Below are 21,271 nucleotides of genomic sequence, written 5' to 3' on the forward strand. Positions count from 1 at the left end.
AAATCGTCAACAAGCTCGATACCGTTACCGGCAGCGACAACTTCGAGAAATTGACCCTGGACCAAGGTGAAGTAAAAGTTGATGTCACCGATGAGCCAGGCTCAGGCACTCCAGGCGCTGGCAATGAAGGCGACAAGTTCGAAGTCACCATCGTTAGCAAAGGCGACGTGACTGAAGACCAGCAACCGACCTTCACCATCCGGATCAGCGAGAAGCTCGATCACGATGTGACCGTTACGCTGAGCAATAACCAGCAGGTCGTCATCCAGGCAGGCAAAACCGAAGTCGATTATTCGCTGCCGGCTCAAGGCGATGACGTCTTCACCGACCCAGGCAAAGCCGAACTGGGCGTCACCGACGCGACCGTCGAGGGCAAACAGTTCGAAAATCTGCAGCTGGGTGGCAAGGCGGTCGTCAATATCACCGACACCGTCAGCGAAGTAACCGCCACACTGTCTGTGGATAAATCGAGCGTTACGGAAGGCGGTCAAATCACCTATACCGTGACCCTGAGCAATGGGCAGAAATTGCCGGTCACCGGTCACGGCGGCCTAGTGTTCAAGCTGACCGATGGCACCGAAGTCACTATTCCGGCAGGCAGCGCCAGCGGCTCCGTCACCGTTAAAGCCCCTGACGATGTGTTCACTGGCGGTCAACCAGAAATCGTCAACAAGCTCGATACCGTTACCGGCAGCGACAACTTCGAGAAATTGACCCTGGACCAAGGGGAAGTAAAAGTTGATGTCACCGATGAGCCAGGTTCAGGCACTCCAGGCGCTGGCAATGAAGGCGACAAGTTCGAAGTCACCATCGTCAGCAAAGGCGATGTGACCGAAGACCAGCAACCAACCTTCACCATCCGGATCAGCGAAAAACTCGAACATGATGTCACCGTCACGCTGAGCAATAACCAGCAGGTCGTCATCCAGGCCGGTAAGACTGAAGTCGATTATTCGCTGCCGGCTCAAGGCGATGACGTCTTCACCGACCCAGGCAAAGCCGAACTGGGCGTCACCGACGCAACCGTCGAGGGCAAACAGTTCGAAAATCTGCAGCTGGGTGGCAAGGCGGTCGTCAATATCACCGACACGATCAGCGAGGTGAAGGCCACGCTGTCCGTGGACAAGTCCACCGTCGCCGAGGGCGGTCAGGTGACCTACACCGTCACGCTGAGCAATGACCAGAAATTGCCGGTAACCGGCCACGGTGGGCTGGTCTTCACCCTGACCGATGGCACCAAGGTCACCATCCCGGCCGGCAGCGCCAGCGGTTCCCTGACCATCACCACCAAGGACGACCCCTACGTCGGCGGTCAACCGAGCCTGGTGAACAAACTCGTGTCGGTCGAGGGCGGCGCCAACTTCGAGAAGTTGAGCCTCGACGGCACCACGCTGACCACTACCGTGACCGATGAGCCGAGCGGCCAGGGCGACGTGACCACGGTCGGCATCAGCGGCGACAGGTCGGTCACCGAAGGCGATACCGCCCATTACAACCTGACCTTGAGCAACCCATCCAAGGGCGAAGTCACTGTTACCCTGTCCTACAGCGGTACCGCCACCGATGGCGTGGACTTCCAAGGTGTCGTCACGGTGAAGATCCCGGCCAATAGCACGGGGACCAGCTTCGACATCCGGACCATCGATGATCGCTTCGCCGAAGGTGCCGAGCACTTCGTGGTGAAGATCGACAAGGTCAGCGGCGGCGGTTTCGAAAACCTGCAAGTCGATGCGAACAATGCCAGCGTCACCACCACCATCATCGACAACGACCACGTGCCGGTATCCACTGGCGGTGCCGTCACCGGCGTGGAAGACCTCGGCTACACCTTCGGCTGGAGCGACTTCAATGTCTCCGATGCCGATGGCAATACCAACCTGGGCGTGACCATCAGCCAGCTGCCGGGCGTGGGAAGCCTGAAGTTCTTCGATGGCAGCAACTGGGTCGACGTCAAGGTCAACCAGACCATCAGCCAGCAGGACATCGATGCCGGTCACCTCAAGTTCGTGCCGAAGGCCAACGAGTCGGGTGTCGATGGCTACGGTGGCACAGGTATCGGCAACCAGCAGGCCGACTACGCGCACCTGAAGTACAAACCGAACGATGGCACCAATATCGGTGGTGAAGTCACCATGAAGGTGGACATCACGCCTGTGGCCGACAAACCGACCCTGAACATCGGCAGCAACAACGTCGATTCCATCGGCCTGACCAAGGAAACCTGGAACAGCCTCAAGGGGCTGGGCACCGGCGGCAACGGCATCACTGGCAAGGCGCTGCAAGACGTGTTCGCCAACTCCGGCCAGGCCAGTAAGTCCGAGACGACCAACAACGTGCAGTCGGTGAGCGATGTGACGCCTGGCACCGGCACCAAGGTTTCCGGCCTGATCTACCTGGAGGCCGGCCAAACCTATACCTTCAGCGGCACAGCCGACGACAGCATGGTCATCAATATCGGCGGCACCAATGTGGTGGAGGCCACCTGGGGCGCGGGTGGCAAGGTCTCGGGCAGTTTCACGCCGACCAAGAGCGGCTACTACACCCTGGAAATGCTTCATGCCAACCAGGCAGGTCCCGGTAGCTACGACGTCAACATCCGGGTCGGCAGCGGCCCGGTGACGGACCTCAACAGCGGCGCCGTCCCGATGTTCCCGAACGTGGATGCTCTGGTGAATGCAGGCGTCAGCGTCTCCGAACTGCATGGCGACGGCGGCAGGGGTTACTACGACGGCTTCAAGCTCAACGAAAGCGCCGAGAACGGCACGGTCAAGCTGGTGGGAATCTCTACCCAGCTGACCGACACCGATGGCTCCGAGTCGCTGAGCGTCAAGCTGGGCGGCATCCCGCAAGGCTCCGTGCTGAGCGATGGCGCCGGCCACACCGTGACCGTGGGCAAGACCGAGGTGGATGTAACGGGCTGGAACCTCAACGGCCTGACCATCAAGCCACCGGCCTATTACCAGGGCCAGTTCGATGTGAAGGTCACTTCGACTTCCACAGAAAGCGTTGGCGGCAGCAAGGCCGTCAGCGAAGGCTCGATCAAGGTCACGGTGTATCCGGATACCTACAACACCAGCAACCTGACGGTGGACAGCGACAGCGTCAGCGGTACCAGCGGCAACGACATCGTGGTTGCCGACGTCAATGGCCTGCACGTAGTACCAGGCCAGGACTACAACCTGGCGTTCATCGTCGATACCTCTGGCAGCATGGGCTCCAATGGCGTGGCCGCTGCCCGCAATTCGCTGAAGTCCGTGTTCGAGACACTGGTCAACAGCGCCAAGGGCGCGCAGTCCGGAACCGTGAACATTCTGCTGGTGGACTTCTCCAGCCAGGTCAACACCACCGTGTCGATCAACCTGGCCGACAAGAACGCCCTGGCCACCCTCAACGCCGCATTGAACAAACTCTCCGCAAGCGGCAACACCAACTACGAAGATGCGTTCAAAACCACCGCAAACTGGTTCCGTGAGTTGATCGAAGCGGGCAGCACTGGCAGTCGCCAGACATTCTTCATCACCGATGGCAAGCCCAACTACTACCAAGATGATGAACGCATCAATCCAACCTTCGGTAATTCAGGCTACAAGCTGGATCAGGTACTGGACGGCTACAAGATTGGTACTGTCGTGTACCGGGAAATGCTTGGCAGCAATACCCGTTACAGCATCGACAAGAACGGTTACCTGACCGTTGAATACAAAAGCGATGGCTGGTGGTGGACCGATTCCAATGCCACAGGACAGTTGCACGCCCAAGGCGACGGGACCTACGAGCTTTCCGAAGTCACCGCGGGCCGCTGGCAATCAACCGTGGATCAGAATTCCCAGCAAGGCTTCGAGAAGCTGTCAGAGGTTTCCACTGTCGAAGCCATCGGCCTCAACAAAGGCGTCAACGCCAACGATCTGAAACCCTACGACAGCGACGGCAAGCCGCAGACCAACATCGACCCGAGCAAACTGGCCGAAGCCATCCTCGGCCACACCGAAGCGGCTGCGCCGGGCAACGACACCGTCAAGGGTGGCGATGGCCACGACATCATCTTCGGTGACCTGATCAGCTTCGACGCGATCCCGGGTAATGGCATCGAGGCCATGCAGGCCTATGTGGCCGGCCGGCTGGGCACCACCGCCGACCAGATCGATGGACGCGCATTGCACAAGTACATCAGCGAGCATGTCAGCGAGTTCGACGTGTCGGGAAGCAATGATGGCAGCGATACCCTGCTGGGTGGCGATGGCAATGACATTCTCTTTGGCCAGGGTGGCAATGACTACCTGGACGGCGGCAAAGGGAACGACGTCCTGCTCGGCGGGACCGGCAACGACACGCTGATCGGTGGCCAAGGCAACGACGTACTGGTCGGTGGTGGCGGTGCCGATATCTTCATGTGGAAAGCCGGCGACACCGGCCACGACGTCATCAAGGACTTCAACAGGGACCAGGGCGATCGCCTCGATCTGCGCGACCTGCTGCAGGGTGAGAAGGCCAGCACCATCGATGACTATTTGAAGATCACCACGGTCGGCGGCGATTCGACCCTGCAGATCAGCAGCCAGGGCAAGCTCAATGAGGCCGGCGGCCTGGCCAACGCCGACGTGACCATCAAGCTCGAGGGCGTCAACTGGTCGAACACCACGATCAACTCGTTGATCAGCGGTGGTGACCCGACCATCAAGATCGACAACTCCAACAGCTGAACCCACCCGATACGGCGGCCCTCGTGGCCGCCAGCGGGGGCTGGGCTTCACGGGGCAATGCCTGACGGCGCATACTCGTGCGCCGACGGCGCGCCAGGTGAACTTTGCCTATGCTGCTGCCTACCAAGATGGAATCAATGAGACGAGGGTCGACGCCATGTTCTACGTGCAACGCGACGCCGCGGGCCAGCTGCAGCGAGTAGAAGCCGCGCCCTACGCCGATTACACCGAAATCCTCCCGGCCGACCATGCCGAGATCCAGGAATGGTTCGCGGACGATGTGGTGGAAAATAGCCTGCGTCAGCTCAAGCAGAGCGACCTGGACATGATCCGCGTATTGGAAGATCTGATCGAGGTGCTGACCACCAAAGGTGTTATCAGCATCACCGACCTGCCCGCCGGCGCCCAGGCCAAGCTGCTCAATCGCTCCTCGGCGCGCAAGGCGTTGGGCAGCCTGAACAACTTGATCGAAGAAGACGAGGAAGGTGGTTTGATCTGAGTCGGGAGGGGATCGTTCTGCACGTTGGGCTGACCTATAGGAGCGGGCTTGTCCCGCGATTGGCCGGCCCTGCCATCGCCGCCGCATGGCAAGGGCTTCGCCCTTGATCGCGGGCAAGCCCGCTCTCACAGAGGGAGCTTTGAGGCTTGAAGGATGCACGGCCTGGTGGGCTTGTCCCGCGATGGCCGGCCCTGCCATCGCCGCCGCGTGGCAAGGGCTTCGCCCTTGATCGCGGGGCAAGCCCGCTCCTACAAGGCTTGAAGGGTGCACGGCCCTGTAGGAGTGGGCTTGTCCCGCGAACACCGGCACAGCCGGTGCCATGTATCACGCAGCATGCTTCAACGCCAGGGTGCAGGCTCGCCGACCAGTTGCCCCTGGATCCCTCGCACACCCATCTCGCGCAATACCTGCAGCTCCCCTTCTGTCTCGACCCGCTCGGCAATCAGCGGCAGGTCGATGCTGTGCGCCGCCCGCTGCACCGCTTCGATGAACAAGCGCTTGTGCTGCTCCTGGTCGATGTTGCGAATGTAGCTGCCATCGATCTTCAGATAGGCCAGACCCAAGTGGGCCAGGTTGCCGATCATGCTGAAGCGACCGCCAAAGCGTTGCAATGCCAGGCCGAACCCCAAGGCATGCAGACGGCGCGTCAGTTGTTCGAGCATCTGTTGCTCGGGCAGTTGCTCCTCGCCGATCTCCAGCGTAAGGCGCGAGCCAAGCTCGGCATGCTGGCCCAGCATTGCGTGGATCTGCTGCAGCGCACCGGCATCGGCCAGGGTCGCCGCAGACAGGTTCACCGCCAAGGCATCACCATGGGTTTTCAGATGCGCCAGCACTTTTTCCAACACCAGCACATCCAGCCGCGGCATCCAGCCGAAGCGCTCCAGCCAGGGCAGGAAGCGGCCGGCCGCCACCGCCTCGTCCGGCGCGTCGTGCAGACGAGAAATGACCTTGTAGTGCAGTACCCGCTCCGGCGTGCGGCTGTCGACCACCGGCTGGAAAAATAGCTCGAACTGCCCCTTGGCCAGCGCCTGGTCCAGCCGCTCATGCCAGGCATGGTGGCTATCGGCAGCCTGCGCCGCGATCCCCTGCTCCAGGCATACCCAGCCAGGGTCAGGCTGGCTCTCGGCACGGGCCAGGGCTTCGTCGGCCAGCTTCAACAGCGCATGCGGCGCATCCCCTGGGCTGTAGGGCGCCAGGCCGATGCAGGCCACCGGGTCGACATCGCTGGCGCCGGTCTGGTGCAGGCTATGAAGGGTGGACTCCAGAGCCTGGGCCAGCTGTATGGCCTCGTCATGCACCATACCCGGCGCCAGCACGGCGAATTCACCTCCACGGCTGCGGGTAATCAGGTTGTTGGTTTCGGGGTAGTTGGCACAGGTGCGCCGTAATTGTTCACCCACCGCTTGCAACAACTGATCGGTACGCTGGCCGCCCAGGCGAGCATTCAGGCCAGCTAGGTCCTGCACTCGCAAGAGCAGCAGGTAACCTGCACGCGCCTCTTCCAGGTTGCTGACACGAGCGTTGAGCTGCATCTCGAAATAGCGTCGGTTGGCCAAGCCCGTCAGGCTGTCCTGGTAAGACTCCGCGCGCAGCTTCTCGCTACGCTCGGCCTGTTCGTTGAACAACGCCTTGAGCTTCTCGACCATCTGGTTCATGGCCTGCACCACGCGGCGCAGTTCTGGTGTACGCGGCAGCTCCGGCAGGCTGAGAAATTCGCGCCGGGCGATGGCGTGGGACTGGGCGACCATATAGTCCAGCGGACGCAACTGGCGCCGCAGCAAGAGCGCGCCCAGTACAGCGCTCGCCGCACCACATAGCAGCAGCCAGCCGAGGCTGCCCAGGGCGCTCTGCCAGAGCTTGGCCAAGGCGAACATCGGGTGACTGACCACTTCGACCCGCGCCGCCTGCTGCCAGCCGCGGCTGACAATGGCATCGCCACCAGCCGGCTCCAGGCCGATCAGACGAATGAACCAGGCAGGTACGCCGTTGCTGTCTGGCTCGGCATGACGCTCTACCAATACCGCATTAGAGCCCAAGTCGACGACCTTGATGCTCGAGTAATAACCACTATCGAAGATCGAACTGACCATCAACTCGACCATTGCCGGGTCGTCGATATTGGGGGTCAACGACAGGGCCAGTGCGGTGGCCGCGTCCTGGGCATGGGAACGCAACTGGTTGATGTACTGGCTGCGCGAGCTTTCCAGGCTGACCATGAAGCTGCCGCTGAAGGCGACCACCAGGAACAGACAAATGGCAAGCAGCAATTGTTTGAAGAGTGACATCTGTGCTCCTTCAATAAACCGGTTCGGCCGGGAACCCTTCGGCCTGCATTTTCTTCAGCAAGTCCTGCCAGCGTGACAGGCGCTTGGTATCGCCGACCTTCTTGTTGCCTGCCGCCCCCGTCAGCCACAAGCCTTCACCATTGAAGGCATACACCGGCAACAGGTCGGTACGCTGGCTGGCCGGCTTGATGGCATCCATCAGGCTGTCGAGCACCAAGGGCTGAGCCTGTGGGCTTGAATAATAGGTCAGGACCATATGCGCCCTGTTCTGGCGCAGGGCCTTGACGTAGGTGATGCGCAGCTTTTCGCTGGGTATGCCCATGCGTCGCAGGCTGAAATATTTGGCGATCGCGTAGTCTTCGCAATCGCCAGCGCCTTTGATCAATGACTGGATCGGCGTTGCCCAATAGTCGACTTCGTGCCACAGGTCGACATCCTCGACATAGCGCAGCTGTTGGTTGAAGAAGCGGTTGACCACTTGCAGTCGCTCCAGCTCGCTGCCCTGCTTCTGGGTAGCCAACAGGTTCTGCCAGGCATCGATACGGGCCTGGCCCGCTCCCAGCTGGCCATAGAGCGACTGCGCGCGTCGGCTGATCTGGGAAAAATCCCAATCCGCTTGCAACCCGTTCAACAACAGGCAGCCGAACAGCACGGCAAGGCCGATACGCCGCAAAGCTATTATCAGCATAGGGGGTGTTGCCACTGTGCAGACCCGTCCAGCCTTTGGAAAAGCCGTGATGGTGCTGCCTGTGGAAGGAAAAGACAATGGCACATTAGAATCACGGCATATTGACCACAACCAGATTTCTTCCGTACTCCAGAGAGAAAAGTACTGCTTTCCTCACCCTGAGACTTCCTTCACGATAGCCGCTTTCCTGCCTCGGCCTAACGCCCTTGGCCAGTGCGCGCATCGTCGCGACGGTTTGACAATTGCCCCTCCAACTCACTAATGTAATTGGATCCAATTTCTAACAGGCATCGAGGCATACACCGCTTGGCCGAGAAAATTCGACTTCTAAAAACCATTCTGGGCAGTGAGCAGGTGCCACCGCATCAAGCCCGTAGCGTTATCGAAGAGCGCCTGCGCAGCGCGATCGTCGATGGCCGCCTGCCACCTGGAACGGCCTTGCGTCAGCAGGAAATCGCTACGCTGTTCGGAGTGAGCCGCATGCCAGTGCGCGAAGCCTTGCGCCAGCTGGAAGCGCAATCGCTTCTACAAGTCGTCATGCACAAGGGTGCCGTGGTGGCTCCCTTGATCGGCGAGGACGCAGTCGATACCTATGCGCTGCGTGTGCTTCTCGAGTCCGAAGCCTTGCGCCAATCGATTCCGTTGCTCGATACCCATGATATCGCCCAGGCGCGCGGCTATATCCAGCAGTTGGAAAACGAAACCCGTCACGCGGAAATCGGTCGCCTCAACCGCTTGCTGCACATGGCGCTCTACTGTAAAGCACCTAACCAGAAGCTGCTGCGCATGATCGAAATCGAGCTCAACGAAGAAGAGCGCTTCCTGCGCTTCCACCTCTCCTCGATGGGCCTGGGCAAACTTACCCAGGACGACCATATTGCCCTAGTGGACGCCGCCAGCGACAAGCAGGTGGATGAAGCCGTCAAGATCCTGGAAGAACACCTGAACAACGCCTCTCGCACCATCCGAAACTACCTGAACAGCCAGTCGGCCCGCTGAGGTCGAGTGCACGCCTCCGAAAGCGCCCTGCTTCCGGAAACCTTCTCGTGAAAATTGGCTTGCCCGCTACTCCATTGCGCGCGGGCGAACGCTGATACCCCCTCACCGCCTCCTCCATTGCACCGGACGCCTGCAATTTCCCTGGCACTCATACGCCGCGGTTGGCCCGTCACCCTTCCCCTTCTTTTTTTGCAATCCCTGGCCACTAGCATGGCAGCGCCCACCATTTCGGCCCACTCTACACCTCGCAACGATGCCGATCGCCATCGACAGGCCTGATCGTTGCCTTCCCATTCTTCATCAGGAGGGGCCGACGACCGGGGCACGACTGACAGCAGCGCCCCCAAATTTACCAATACGAACGCCTAATTCACCAAGTGCTCAGGTGACACATTCACCTACAGATTAAGAATTTTCTGATACCCATTATCGGAAGGGGCACTTTTTTGCCAAATAAAACTTCATTAAAAGTTTTATCGGACCCGCTCGACCCCAAATAAACTAAAACCTCAAAAAAATAAAAAAACAATTGCGAACAACTTTGAAATTGCTCTAACTTTTATCTCCGTCAGCAGGCCATCGCCCGCGACAGCAATAGCGCAGCGCCTGTAGCCTGCGGGCCCTCAACGCCTATTAAACATCGAACTCAGCCTCGAGGCCTTCGCACGCCCCTTATAAAATCGACGCAACAAAGCAATCGAACACTTATTGGAAACTTTCACCCCAGGAGTTCAGCATGCACTCACTGCACCGCACACTTTCGCTTAAAAAACATCAACTTTCGCAACACCCTGTCTTTTCCGAAATCACGTCGTTGACGGTATTGCGCCGGTTCATGGAAACCCATGTATTTGCAGTATGGGACTTCATGTCATTGACCAAGCGCCTGCAACTTGAGCTGACCTGTATCAGCTTGCCCTGGCTGCCTCCGGTTGACCCGGCGGCTGCCCGCTTGATCAACGAGATCGTCCTGGGCGAGGAAACCGATGACCGTATCGATCATGGCCACTACAGCCATTTCGAGCTGTACTTGGACGCCATGCGGGAAGTGGGCGCGAACACCACAGCCATCGAGCAGTTCGTTGCACTTCAGCAGCAAGGCTTGCACTACTTGGATGCCCTGCAGCGCTGTGGCGCCCCAGAGGCCGCCCAGCGTTTCGTCCGCCACACTCTGAGCGTCGCTCTCGACGCCCCTCGCCATCAGGTGGCCGCTGCTTTCCTGCATGGGCGGGAGAGCGTCATCCCGGCGATGTTCCAGCAGATCCTCAATCAATGGGATATCGGTCGCGATCAGGCTCCGACCTTCCGCTATTACCTGCAACGCCACATAGACGTCGACTCGCAAGACCACGGCCCTGCAGCGGAACGGCTGCTGGCGAGGCTGGTCGACCAGGACCCGCAGCGCCTGGAAGAGGTCTACCAGGCCGCCATTACCGCGGTCGACAACCGAACGGCTCTGTGGGACCGGGTGCGTACCCAGCTTCACACCGAATTCGGCGAGGTGGCCCAATGAACGCGCCAAAGTACAGTTCGTTCGCCGATATATGGGAAGCGCGGGCAACGATCCGCACCCGGCCGCGCCGGCTGCTGGAGGACGACCAGCGGCTGATCTATCCACTCTGCCGCCAACCGCTGGTACTCAGCGCCACATTCCAGCGCGAATGCCCGCAACTACGGGATTTCGTGTTGGTACAGAGCCTCTACAAGTTCATCAACGACGTCGTGATCTTCGAGACCGAAATCGTCGACAGCACCGCACGGCGCATCGCCAAGGAACGCTTCGCCATACCGTTCCCCTATGCCTGCCGCTACGACGCCATGACGGTCGTCGTGGATGAGGACTACCACGCGCTGGTGGCCATGGACTTCCTTCAACAGACCATCGCCCTGACCGGCATCGAACCAATCGCCCTGCCTCGGCAAATAGAACTCAGCCGGGCCATCCCCGCGGCATTGGCTGAAGTCACCGAGCAGCTGCGTGACGCCGTGGAACTCATCTGCGTAGGGATAGCCGAGAACACCTTGACCGATGATGTCGCCGCCTTTTCCCGCGACGATACGGTCAAGCCTTCGATCAAGGGCCTGATGGCCGACCACCTGCTCGATGAAGGGCGCCACTCAAGTTTCTGGACACGCCTGACACGGATCTACTGGCAGACCGCTCCCCAAGCCGACCGTGAAGCCATCGCGAAGGTTTTGCCTGTGTTTCTTGGCCAGTACCTGACCAACGATTTGCAGCAAGCATTCGATTTCACGCTGATCGAGGCCTTGCCGGTCGCGCAAGACGTTCGCCAGGCCTTGCGTGAAGAAGTTCGCAGTCTGGCCTACCCGATCAATCACCAGCATCCGCTGCTGGGCAACATCCTGCGCTTCCTGCGCAGCAGCTCGATGCTGGAGTCGCCCTGCGTGCAGGACGCGGTACGTAATTATCTGCCTTGAGGAAGCTGTCATGAGACGCCTCGACATACTCCTGGTGGGCAGCAGCCCCGCCATACGACAACTGGCCAGCCTGCTCGAGGAGCATGCTCATCGAACGATCGTGGTGACGACGCCGGGCGATTGGCGTCCGGCCTCGGCCAAGACCAACCATCTGGTAGTGGAGGATGGCAGCCTTCCACTGTGCGAGCACGACTGGCGGGGGTTGAGAGCCATGCCATTGCTCAGGCTGCGCGTGGGCGCGAGCTACGCGGGCATCCTGCCCACCGTCGAACTCCTGTGTTGGTATGCCCATGGCACTGGTCAACGGCTGATCGAGCGCGTAGCGCTGCAGACCCCAGCTTCCGGTAACGGCCAACAGCTAAGGCAGGAGGCTTTGCAGGCCCTGGAGGACCTGCTCGCCTCGGTGGTGACGCGCTTCGCCCGTGACTCGCAGTACCTGGAACAAGCTCCGCTGATCGGCCCGCCCCTGCAAGAGCGTGAACACGGGCTGGACTGGCTGGACTCATTGGCGCACCGCCACCCCTTCAACCGAACGCTACGGGCAGACCTACTGGAGAAAGCGGAAACCTGCCTGATGGACCGACTCGAGCTGAGCCTGCACCGCTTCGCCGCCCAACCAGCGCTCAATGAGAACGGCACACGTACTTGCTATCGGCGCCTGCAAGCCCAGGCCGTCGGTATCCAGCGCGCACTGCTGCCCCTGCTGCCCAGCGCCGATGGACGACCGACGGTGGTCGCGGTCTGCATGGCCAAGTCACCTGCACTGTATGCCAGCCTGCTGGCGGTGCTCGGCTGCGCCGCGGTATATCTGCCGCTGGATCCGGCCACGCCGTTCGAACGGCGCCAGCGTATTCTGGACGATGCCGGCGCCTGTGCCCTCCTGCATGATGGCCAGGCCCATGACGGTGTGCCTGGGCTGGATGTGCGCACGCTGGCAGAAGTGACGGAACGACCATTGCCTTCGCTGCAGGTGCGCCAGCTCGCCCTGGATGCCCCTTGTGTGGCGATCTACACCTCTGGCACCACGGGGCAGCCCAAGGGCGTGCTGCTCAGCCAACGCAACCTCACCCACTTCACGAGCTGGTATGCCGACCACGTATCGCTCGATGCCAGCAGCCGGGTCTTGCAGTTTTCCACCATCGGCTTCGATGCATCGTTGCTCGACATTCTGCCGACGTTCGCCCATGGCGCCGAACTGGTGGTACCCAGCGAGGAACAGCGCCGTGATCCGGTGCAACTGGTACGGCTTATCCACAGCCAGGAAGTCAGCCATGCCTTCCTGCCGCCCGCGTTACTGAGCATCCTGCCCAGTGACGAGCATCTTGGTCTGCGCCACCTGATCACCGGCGGTGACGTGTGCGAGCCGCAGGTCATTGCCCGCCTGGCCGGACAGTGCCGGATGCACAATATCTATGGCCCGACCGAAACCACGGTGCTGGCCACCACCCGAGCATTCATCGCCGGCGACAGCAACCGTAACCTCGGCACACCGATTGCCAATACCCAGGTATTGATTCTCGATGACGACCTGCGCCCGGTGCCCGAGCTTACCCCCGGCGAGCTATACATCAGCGGGCCGGGTGTGGGGCTTGGGTACCTGAACAACCCGACGCTGACGGCGGAGCGCTTCGTCGAGCTGCGCTTGCCGGATGGGCGCAACCTTCCGGCCTACCGTACCGGCGATATCGCCCAATGGACGGCACAAGGCATCGAGCTCTGCGGGCGACGGGACAACCAGGTGAAGATCCGCGGTTTCCGGGTCGAACCGGAAGAAATCGAGCATTGCCTGCGCACCAGCAACTTGTTCACCCAGGTCGCCGTAGTGATCGACGACCAGCGCCGCATCCTGGCCTTCGTCGCACAGCCGGCCCACGCCGAGGCCGAAGTTGCCCTGCGGGCCCATGCCGAACAGCAGTTGCCCGACTACATGCGGCCCGCGTTCTACCAAGTCCTGCAGCATATGCCCTATACCGCCAACGGCAAGGTTGATCGCAAGGCCCTGCATGCATCGCCCCTGGCGCTGCCGGCCCACGAGCGATCGATTCCTGCTACGCCAACCGAACAACGTTTATGTCGGCTTTGGAGCGACCTGCTGGAATTGCCCGAAACGCAGATATCCACGCAAGACAGCTTCTTCAACCTGGGTGGCCACTCGATCCTGCTGTCACGCCTGCTATTGGAAGTACGCCAACAGTTCGGCCAAGGGGTAGCGATCAATCACTTCATCGAACAACCGACGCTGCAACGCCTGGCCGAACTACTCGACCGCCCGGAGGCTCCACGGCAATGCCCGCTCGAGCGCCTGGAGCAGGACGCCAATCGTGAACTGGGCCTGCACGTGCTGCCGATGGACTGCCTGGGCGATGTGCACAAGGTCATCGTCACCGGCGCCAACAGCTTCCTCGGCGTGCACTTGGTCGAAGCCCTGCTCGCCTGGGGCGCCACCGAAGTGGCCTGCCTGGTGCGCAGCAGCGATGGCCATACAGCCAGGGAACGCTTCGCCCAGGCCATAGCGGAAAACGGCCTCACCCTCGATTCGAGCCGCGTGCGAGTGTTCGAGGCCGACCTGCGCCAGCCTCGCCTGGGGTTGTGCGAAAGCGACTACGACTACCTGGACAGCAACTATGGCGCCCTGGTGCACAACGCCGCGCAGGTCAACCATGTGCTGGATTACCAGGCCTTGGCCGCAGACAACGTCGAGCCCTTGTTCGAATGCCTGCGCCTGTGCGAAGGGCGGCGCAAGAAGGTCTTCAACTTCGTCTCGACCCTTTCTGCCTGCAGCGCGATGGGTGCCGATGGACGCGTGCTCGAGCAAGGACCGGCGACCACGGCGCCGATCTACATCCGCAACGGCTACAACCTGAGCAAATGGACCGGCGAGCGCATTCTCCAGCGAGCCCGCTCCCAAGGCGTGTGGGTCAACCTGTTCCGACCAGGGAACATTACCTTCGACAGCCGCAACGGTATCTGCCACCCCCAGCGCAACCGCCTGATGCTCATGCTCAAGGGCTCGCTGCAACTGGGCCAGGTGCCGGACCTGGCGATCGACTTCGATCTCATGCCGGTGGATTTCCTGGCCCGCTTCATCGGCTTCCACGCCAGCCGCCACCAGGCCGATGCATGGGTGTTCAACCTGCACAACCCCGAACCATTGCGCTGGCGCGACTACATGGCGGCCTTCCAGGAACAGGGGCACGGGTTCGACCTGGTCCCCGTAGAGCAATGGCAACGCCAGCTCCAGCGGGTCGACCGCGACAACGCCCTGTTCGATGTCCTGGGCTTCTACCTCGAGGGATTCGGCGAAGACATTGGCGATATCGCCGCCATCGAACATGCCAACGCCCGTGCCGGCGTGCAACGCATGGGCACCTGCTACCCGGCCAAAAACCCGGCGTTGCTGCGCCTGGGCTGCCGCCATCTGAGCGACATCGGTTTCATCTGATCACAATCCCCGACAACAGGAGCAATACACATGCAAACCCTCAAACCCGACACCCTGATCCGCAACCCTGAAGGCTGCCAGGTAGTGGCCCATGTGGACATCGCAGCCCCTGCCGCGAGCGTGTGGAACATCGTGGGCAATTTCGCAGGCTTCCCGGTATTCATTCCCGCGCTCTCGCACATCGAGATGACCGGTAGCGGCGTGCGCTCCATCCGCAAGAAACTGTTCAAGGATGGCAACGTGGTCATTGAACAGCTGAACTCACGTGACGAGCAGGCCATGCATATGACCTGGAGCTTGATCTACACCAGCTTGAACATCGGCAACCTATGGGCGGCGATGCAGGTCGAGGCACTCGACGATGCCCACAGCCGGGCCACCTGGACCATCCAGGCCGAGCCATGGGCAGGTGGGGCCGAAGCGCTGCCGGGATTCCAGGCCTTCCTCCAGGGTTTTGCCGATGAAGCCATGGAAAATGTGAAGCACCTGCTGAGCTAGGCGTGCCTCCGCCGGCCCTGGCCGGCGGAGCCCTTTACGATGGATGGCGCGTCGATATCACCAGAGGACTGTTGCAAAAAATATCCAGCCCGCCAACAATGAGACTAATTATCATTCATACCCATTACCGCAGTGCGCTTCCATGCCTTCCAGAGACTCCCTGCACGTGCTCTACAACCACCACCACGGCTGGCTGTACACCTGGCTGCGCAACAAGCTCGGCAATGCTGCCGACGCGGCGGACCTGGCCCAGGATACCTTCGTTCGCCTGCTGCAACGCGAGCATCTGGAACTCAATACGCCCCGTGCCTTCCTGCGTACCGTTGCGCGGGGCCTGGTGATCGACCATTGGCGCCGCGAGGAACTGGAGCGCGCCTATCTCGAAGCGCTGGCCCATGCGCCGCAGGCCGAAGTGCCGTGCGCCGAAACCCGCGAGCTCATGCTGGAGCTGCTCGAACGCATCGCACGCATGCTCGAGGGCCTCAAGCCCAAGGTGCGTCGCGCCTTCCTCCTGGCCCAGTGCGACGGGCTGAGCCACAAGGCGATCGCCGAACAGATGGGTATCTCCCTGCGCTCCGTCGAGCGCTACGTAGCGGATGCGCTCTACCATTGCTACCTGCTGCGCTATGAAGGCGAGCCCTGAAACGATGAGCATCAACGGACCCTCGCCCAACGTGGTCAAGCAGGCGATCCACTGGATGCTGCGCCTGCGTGAAAGCGGTCAGAACCCCGGCCTGCTGATGCAATGCGAGCAATGGCGCAACGCGCATCACGATCACGAGCTGGCCTGGCAACGAGTCACCAGCCTGCATCAGGACCTCAACCTGCGCACCATCCCCGGTGCCAGCGTCGCCCTGCAAACCCTGGAAACCAGCCAGCGCCGCCTGCACCGACGCCAGGCCCTGAAGCTGTTGAGCGGTGTCGCCCTGGCAGGCTCGGCTGCCTGGCTGGCCAAGGACCTGCAACTGCTGGACACCTGGACGTCCGACTTCGCGACCGGCACCGGCGAGCGGCGCACATTCGTGCTGCCCGATGGTTCGCAGTTGCAGCTCAACACCCGCAGCACCGCCAAACTGGCGTTCGACGAGCGGCAACGGCTTGTGCGCCTCCGGCAGGGCGAGTTGATGCTTACCTGTAACCCCCAACAGGCCCATGGACGCCCACTGCTGGTAGAAACCCGCGATGCGCTGCTCGAAGGCTTCGAGGGCCGTTTCGTGGTGCGCCAGGATGCCGATTGCACTCGCGTCAGTGTCAATGCGGGTAAGGTGGCCATGCACAGAGCCGGCCGTCCATTGTTGTGGCTCACTGGCGGACAAACCTGGCGTCTGGACCACCAAGGCGTACGGCTGGTCGAGCATCCTGCAATGGATGCCAGCGCCTGGGCCGAAGGCCTGATCGTCACCCGCGATATGCGCCTGGCTGACTTTCTCGCAGAAATCTCCCGGTATCGTCATGGTTATCTCGGCTGCAGCGATGACGTTGCCGGTCTACGCCTTTCCGGTGTGTTCCGCCTGGAGGACCCAGACAAACTGCTGGAGCTGCTGCCACAGACGCTGCCAATTACACTTCGCCAACGCACGCGTTGGTGGGTACGGGTAGAACGGCTGGCTTGATTTCGTACATTTCTTGAACATTTTCTGGCGGGTTTTTCCTTCAGGACCGGCAAGGACAGTAAGCAACACCTTTCAGCCCTAACCGATTCCGCGGACCCTAACCATGCCAGACGCCCAGCCCTCGCTGAAACCCACCAATACGAATGAGTTTCGACATGTCTTGAATTCAACCCTGCTCGGCAAGGCGATACGCGCCGCCTTGCTCGGCACCACCCTAGGCATGACCGGCGTTGCATCGCTGGCCATGGCCGCCGAACCGGTAAGCGTCAGCCAACCCTATGCGATTCCCGCAGGGGTTCTGGACGCGGTACTCAACCAGTTCGCGCGTCAGGCCGGCATCACCTTGTCCAGTACCCCACACATGACTGGCGAGCTGCAATCCCCAGGGCTTCAGGGGCAATACTCCACAGACCAGGCGCTGCGCCAGTTGCTCAATGGCACCGGCCTGGAAGCGGTCAGCCAGGACGGTCGCAGTTATGTGCTGCATGCTCTGCCCGAGGATGCGGCGCTTGCTCTGCCCAGCACCGATGTGCGCGCCTTCACCCTCGGCAACGCCCTAGGCAGCATGGAAGGCTACAACGCCACCCACAGCCAGGTGGCGACCAAGACCAGCATGCCGATCCTGGAAACCACCCAGTCGGTGTCAGTGGTTACCCGCCAACAGATGGACGACCAAGGCTCCCAGACCGTTGCCCAGGCCATGCGCTACACACCGGGCGTGCTGACCAACCCCTATGGCGCGACCCACCGCTACGACTATGTCGCCATGCGTGGCTTCAACGATGGCTCGGTAGATAACATCTATGTCGATGGCCTGAAGTCCATGGGTGACAACGGCACCTACAGCACCATGCAGGTGGACCCGTACTTCCTCGAGCGTATCGATATCCTCAAAGGCCCCTCCTCCGTGCTGTACGGCCGTAGTTCACCTGGCGGCCTGGTCGCGTTGACCACCAAGAAGCCGCTGTTCGATGCGTATCACCAGGTCCAGGCCACCGTGGGTACCCAAGGGCAGCGCGGCATGGGCTTCGACTTCAGCGGCCCTCTGGATGACGACAAACGCATCGCCTACCGCCTGACAGGCCTTGCGGATGCATCCGACACCCAGTTCGACCATAACAAGGAAGAGCGTTACGCCATCGCCCCTGCGGTGAGCATCGACTTCAGCGAAGACACCTCGCTGACCTTGCAGGCCTATCTGCAACACGACCCCAATGGCGGCTATCACGGTGGCAACCCGGCCGATGGCATGCTCCACCCGCGTAACGGCCTGCGCCTATCGGACCATTTCTTCGAGGGCGAGCCGGGGATCGACAACTACGAACGCACCCAGCAGTCGTTCAGCTATCAATTCGAGCATCGCTTCAACGATGTCTTCACGGCGCGTCAGAACTTCCGCTATCAGGATTCGGACGTATCGATGGACCAGGTCTATTCGGCCGGCTGGGCGGATGCCACCAGCAACATCCTCAACCGCGCCTACACCGGCGGTGACGAGCGCTTGCACTCGTTCATCATCGACAACATGCTTCAGGCGGAATTCTTCACCGGGGCTGCCAAGCACACCGTGCTGCTCGGCGCCGACTACCAGCGGCGCAAGGCCGATGTCGCCTGGCGCTATGGCACGGTCGATCCGCTGGACGCCGGCAACCCACACTATGGCAACGGCAACCTGCAGATCCTGGGCGAGAACAATTACCTACGACGTCTGCAGCAAACCGGTGTATACCTGCAGGACCTGGTCGAGCTGGATCAGTGGCGCTTTTCCCTTGGCCTGCGCCAGGACTGGGTGAAGGTATCCGAGGAAAACCGCGATAGCGACACCAAAGTCAACGACGACCGCTCCAAGTTCACTACCCGGGCCGGCGTGCTCTACCTGTTCGAGAACGGCATCGCGCCCTATGTGAGCTATTCCGAGTCGTTCAACCCCAACACCGTTTCCGACCAGGACGGCCGCCCGCTGGCGCCTACCGAGGGCACGCAGTGGGAAGCAGGTATCAAATACCAGCCACCGGGAACCGACAACCTGTTCACGGCCTCGGTGTTCCGCATCGAACAGGAAAACCTGGCCTCCAAGCAACCGAACGAAGAGTTCTACCGTGCGGTAGGCGAAGTGCGTTCCCAAGGCCTGGAGCTTGAAGCCCATGTGCAGGTCACTGATAACCTCAAGCTGATCGGCGGTTACACCTACACGGACGTCGAATATTCCAAGGCCATGCCCAGCCTGGTAACGCCAGGCCTGGACAACAAGGGCAATTCCCCGACCCAGGCGCCTGAACAAATGTACTCGCTCTGGGCCGATTACAACTTCAGCCAGGGTGCCTTCGATGGCCTGCGCCTGGGCGGTGGGGTGCGCTATGTGGGGTACAGCTGGGTCGATGCGGAAAATAGCATGAAGGTGCCTTCCTACACCCTGTTCGACGCATCGATCGGCTATGACTTGGGCAAGGTCGGCCTCAAGGGCATGGATGTACGGCTCAATGCCAACAACCTGACCAACGAGTCCTACGTCGCCTCCTGCGCAAGCCTGAACTACTGCTACATGGGCGAAGAACGCAATGTCAGCGCCACGGTCAGCTATCAGTTCTGATCTTCATCCCGTGCCTGAAGCCAGCACCTGAACCAGGGGCTGGCTTTTTCGTTTCTGGCGTTTTTTCGGAGTCCCTTCCCCATGCGTCAACTCTATGTCCTACTCCATCGCTACCTGGGCCTGGTCACCGCAGTGTTCCTTGCATTGGCAGGCCTGACCGGCAGCTTGTTGGCCTTTCACCACGAACTCGATGAATGGCTCAATCCAGGCTTCTACGAAGCGTCTGCCGTGGGCACGCTCCAGCAACCGGGTGTACTTGTGAACAAGGTACAGAGCGAACATCCGCGCCTGCAGGTCTGGTACATGGAATATCCACAGGAGGCCGGGCACTCCGCGCTCCTGGCCATGGTGCCGCGCAACGATCCGCAGTCTGGCCAGCCCTATGACGAAAAGAACACGGTCTTCTACCTCGACCCGGTCAGCGGCGAAACCCTCGGCCAGCGCTATTGGGGCGAATGCTGCTTCTCTCGCGAGAACTTCATGCCGTTCATCCTGGAACTGCATTACAGCCTGACCCTGCCTGGCAACTGGGGCGTCTTGCTGATGGGTGTGGTGGCCATCCTCTGGGTACTGGACTGCTTTATTGCCGTGTTGCTCACCCTGCCCCGTGGTCGGCCGTTCTGGCGTAAATGGGCCACTGCCTGGAAGATCAAGGGCGGCCATGCCTACCGGTTGAACATGGATATCCACAGGGCAAGCGGCTTGTGGTTGTGGCTGTTGCTATTGCCCATCGCGATCAGCAGCGTGGCGATGAACCTGCCTGCACAAGTGTTCAAGCCAACGGTATCGCTTTTCTCGCCGGTTGAACCGAGCGTCTACGAAGCACGAGGCGCAATGCCCAAAGAGGCGCTGGGGGTGACCCAACTGACGTATCAACAGGCATATCAGTTAGCTCAGGAGGAAGGCACAAGGCTTGGGCTGACCGCGCCGATAGGCGAGCTCTACTACAGCTTCGAGTACAACTTCTATGGCGCAGGTTTTGGCCAGCACGATACCGATGCGCACGGTAAGTCCTGGTTGTTCTTCCACGGCACCGACGGGCGATTGTTAGGCCAGGAAATTGCGGGCCAGGGGACATTGGGAGAACAGTTCTACCGCTTGCAACTCCCCATCCATGGTGGGCGCATCATTGGGGTTACCGGGCAGGTGTTGATTGCAATTCTAGGCGTGGTGATAGCGGTGCTTTCGATTACCGGGGTGTATATCTGGTGGCGCAAGCTGCAGGCCAGGCGTAGCAGCAGGCTGCGCAACGTCGGTGCGGCACGCCCCTCCCTGTAGGAGCGGCCTTGTGCCGCGAAGCGGGCGCGCAGCGGCCGTAGGTCCAGGTGGCGCGGTGTACCTGGGTGATCGAGGATGCAGGTTTTGCGGCCTGCTTCGCGGCCGATCGCGGCGCAAGGCAGCTCCTACAGGGCGCGCGGTTGCCAGACCCCGGAAAGACAAAACCCCTACCTGCTCGCGCAGATAGGGGTTTTGCGAAATGAATCTTGACGATGACCTACTCTCACATGGGGAAGCCCC

At 60.8% G+C, this 21,271-nt stretch carries 13 protein-coding genes; 11 read left to right on the forward strand and 2 right to left on the reverse strand.

Annotation, left to right across the window (positions count from 1 at the left end):
- Both IRZ56_RS21665 and IRZ56_RS21670 read left to right on the forward strand, forming a co-directional pair.
- A partial coding sequence (locus IRZ56_RS21665; protein WP_196146820.1) for an immunoglobulin-like domain-containing protein occupies nt 1-4,700 on the forward strand: 4,700 nt, incomplete at its 5' end.
- 157 nt (nt 4,701-4,857) lie between these two features.
- Complete coding sequence (locus tag IRZ56_RS21670; protein WP_196146821.1) at nt 4,858-5,199, forward strand: tryptophan synthase subunit beta; 342 nt, start codon at nt 4,858-4,860, stop codon at nt 5,197-5,199.
- A 338-nt stretch (nt 5,200-5,537) separates the two neighbouring features.
- Here the strand turns inward: IRZ56_RS21670 and lapD are convergent, their stop codons facing one another.
- Nucleotides 5,538-7,484 carry a cyclic di-GMP receptor LapD gene (gene lapD / locus IRZ56_RS21675; RefSeq protein WP_196146822.1) on the reverse strand — a complete coding sequence of 649 codons (1,947 nt, stop codon included), beginning with the start codon at nt 7,482-7,484 and terminating at the stop codon, nt 5,538-5,540.
- 10 nt (nt 7,485-7,494) lie between these two features.
- Entirely contained in the window at nt 7,495-8,256 is a 762-nt protein-coding gene (lapG, locus tag IRZ56_RS21680; protein ID WP_196146823.1) for a cysteine protease LapG, read from the reverse strand.
- 222 nt (nt 8,257-8,478) lie between these two features.
- Between lapG and IRZ56_RS21685 the strand changes: the two genes are divergently transcribed.
- The 9 genes from IRZ56_RS21685 to IRZ56_RS21725 all read left to right on the forward strand — a co-directional run bounded on the left by IRZ56_RS21685 (nt 8,479) and on the right by IRZ56_RS21725 (nt 21,031).
- Nucleotides 8,479-9,171, forward strand: a complete 693-nt coding sequence (locus IRZ56_RS21685) for a GntR family transcriptional regulator (protein WP_196146824.1) — start codon at nt 8,479-8,481, stop codon at nt 9,169-9,171.
- 736 nt (nt 9,172-9,907) lie between these two features.
- Nucleotides 9,908-10,684 (forward strand): DUF3050 domain-containing protein, encoded by a 777-nt coding sequence (locus tag IRZ56_RS21690; protein ID WP_196146825.1) that lies wholly within the window; start codon nt 9,908-9,910, stop codon nt 10,682-10,684.
- Nucleotides 10,681-11,610 carry a diiron oxygenase gene (locus IRZ56_RS21695; RefSeq protein ID WP_196146826.1) on the forward strand — a complete coding sequence of 310 codons (930 nt, stop codon included), beginning with the start codon at nt 10,681-10,683 and terminating at the stop codon, nt 11,608-11,610. The genes IRZ56_RS21690 and IRZ56_RS21695 overlap by 4 nt, the downstream gene beginning before the upstream one ends.
- A 10-nt stretch (nt 11,611-11,620) precedes the next feature.
- Nucleotides 11,621-15,052: an amino acid adenylation domain-containing protein gene (locus IRZ56_RS21700; protein ID WP_196146827.1), complete on the forward strand. Its 3,432-nt coding sequence runs from the start codon at nt 11,621-11,623 to the stop codon at nt 15,050-15,052.
- Between the two features lie 30 nt (nt 15,053-15,082).
- Nucleotides 15,083-15,550, forward strand: coding sequence for an SRPBCC family protein (locus IRZ56_RS21705; protein WP_196146828.1), 468 nt, complete (start codon nt 15,083-15,085; stop codon nt 15,548-15,550).
- Nucleotides 15,551-15,692: 142 nt separating this feature from the next.
- Nucleotides 15,693-16,193: a sigma-70 family RNA polymerase sigma factor gene (locus tag IRZ56_RS21710; protein WP_196146829.1), complete on the forward strand. Its 501-nt coding sequence runs from the start codon at nt 15,693-15,695 to the stop codon at nt 16,191-16,193.
- A 4-nt stretch (nt 16,194-16,197) separates the two neighbouring features.
- The gene (locus IRZ56_RS21715; protein ID WP_196146830.1) at nt 16,198-17,163 is read left to right on the forward strand and encodes a FecR family protein; all 966 of its coding nucleotides are present in this window, start codon (nt 16,198-16,200) and stop codon (nt 17,161-17,163) included.
- 220 nt (nt 17,164-17,383) lie between these two features.
- Nucleotides 17,384-19,753: a TonB-dependent siderophore receptor gene (locus IRZ56_RS21720; RefSeq protein ID WP_230390485.1), complete on the forward strand. Its 2,370-nt coding sequence runs from the start codon at nt 17,384-17,386 to the stop codon at nt 19,751-19,753.
- Nucleotides 19,754-19,834: 81 nt separating this feature from the next.
- Nucleotides 19,835-21,031, forward strand: a complete 1,197-nt coding sequence (locus tag IRZ56_RS21725; protein WP_196146832.1) for a PepSY-associated TM helix domain-containing protein — start codon at nt 19,835-19,837, stop codon at nt 21,029-21,031.
- Nucleotides 21,032-21,271 lie beyond the last annotated feature (240 nt).

It is taken from the genome of Pseudomonas guariconensis (assembly GCF_015680235.1).
Classification (GTDB): Bacteria; Pseudomonadota; Gammaproteobacteria; order Pseudomonadales; family Pseudomonadaceae; genus Aquipseudomonas; species Aquipseudomonas guariconensis_A.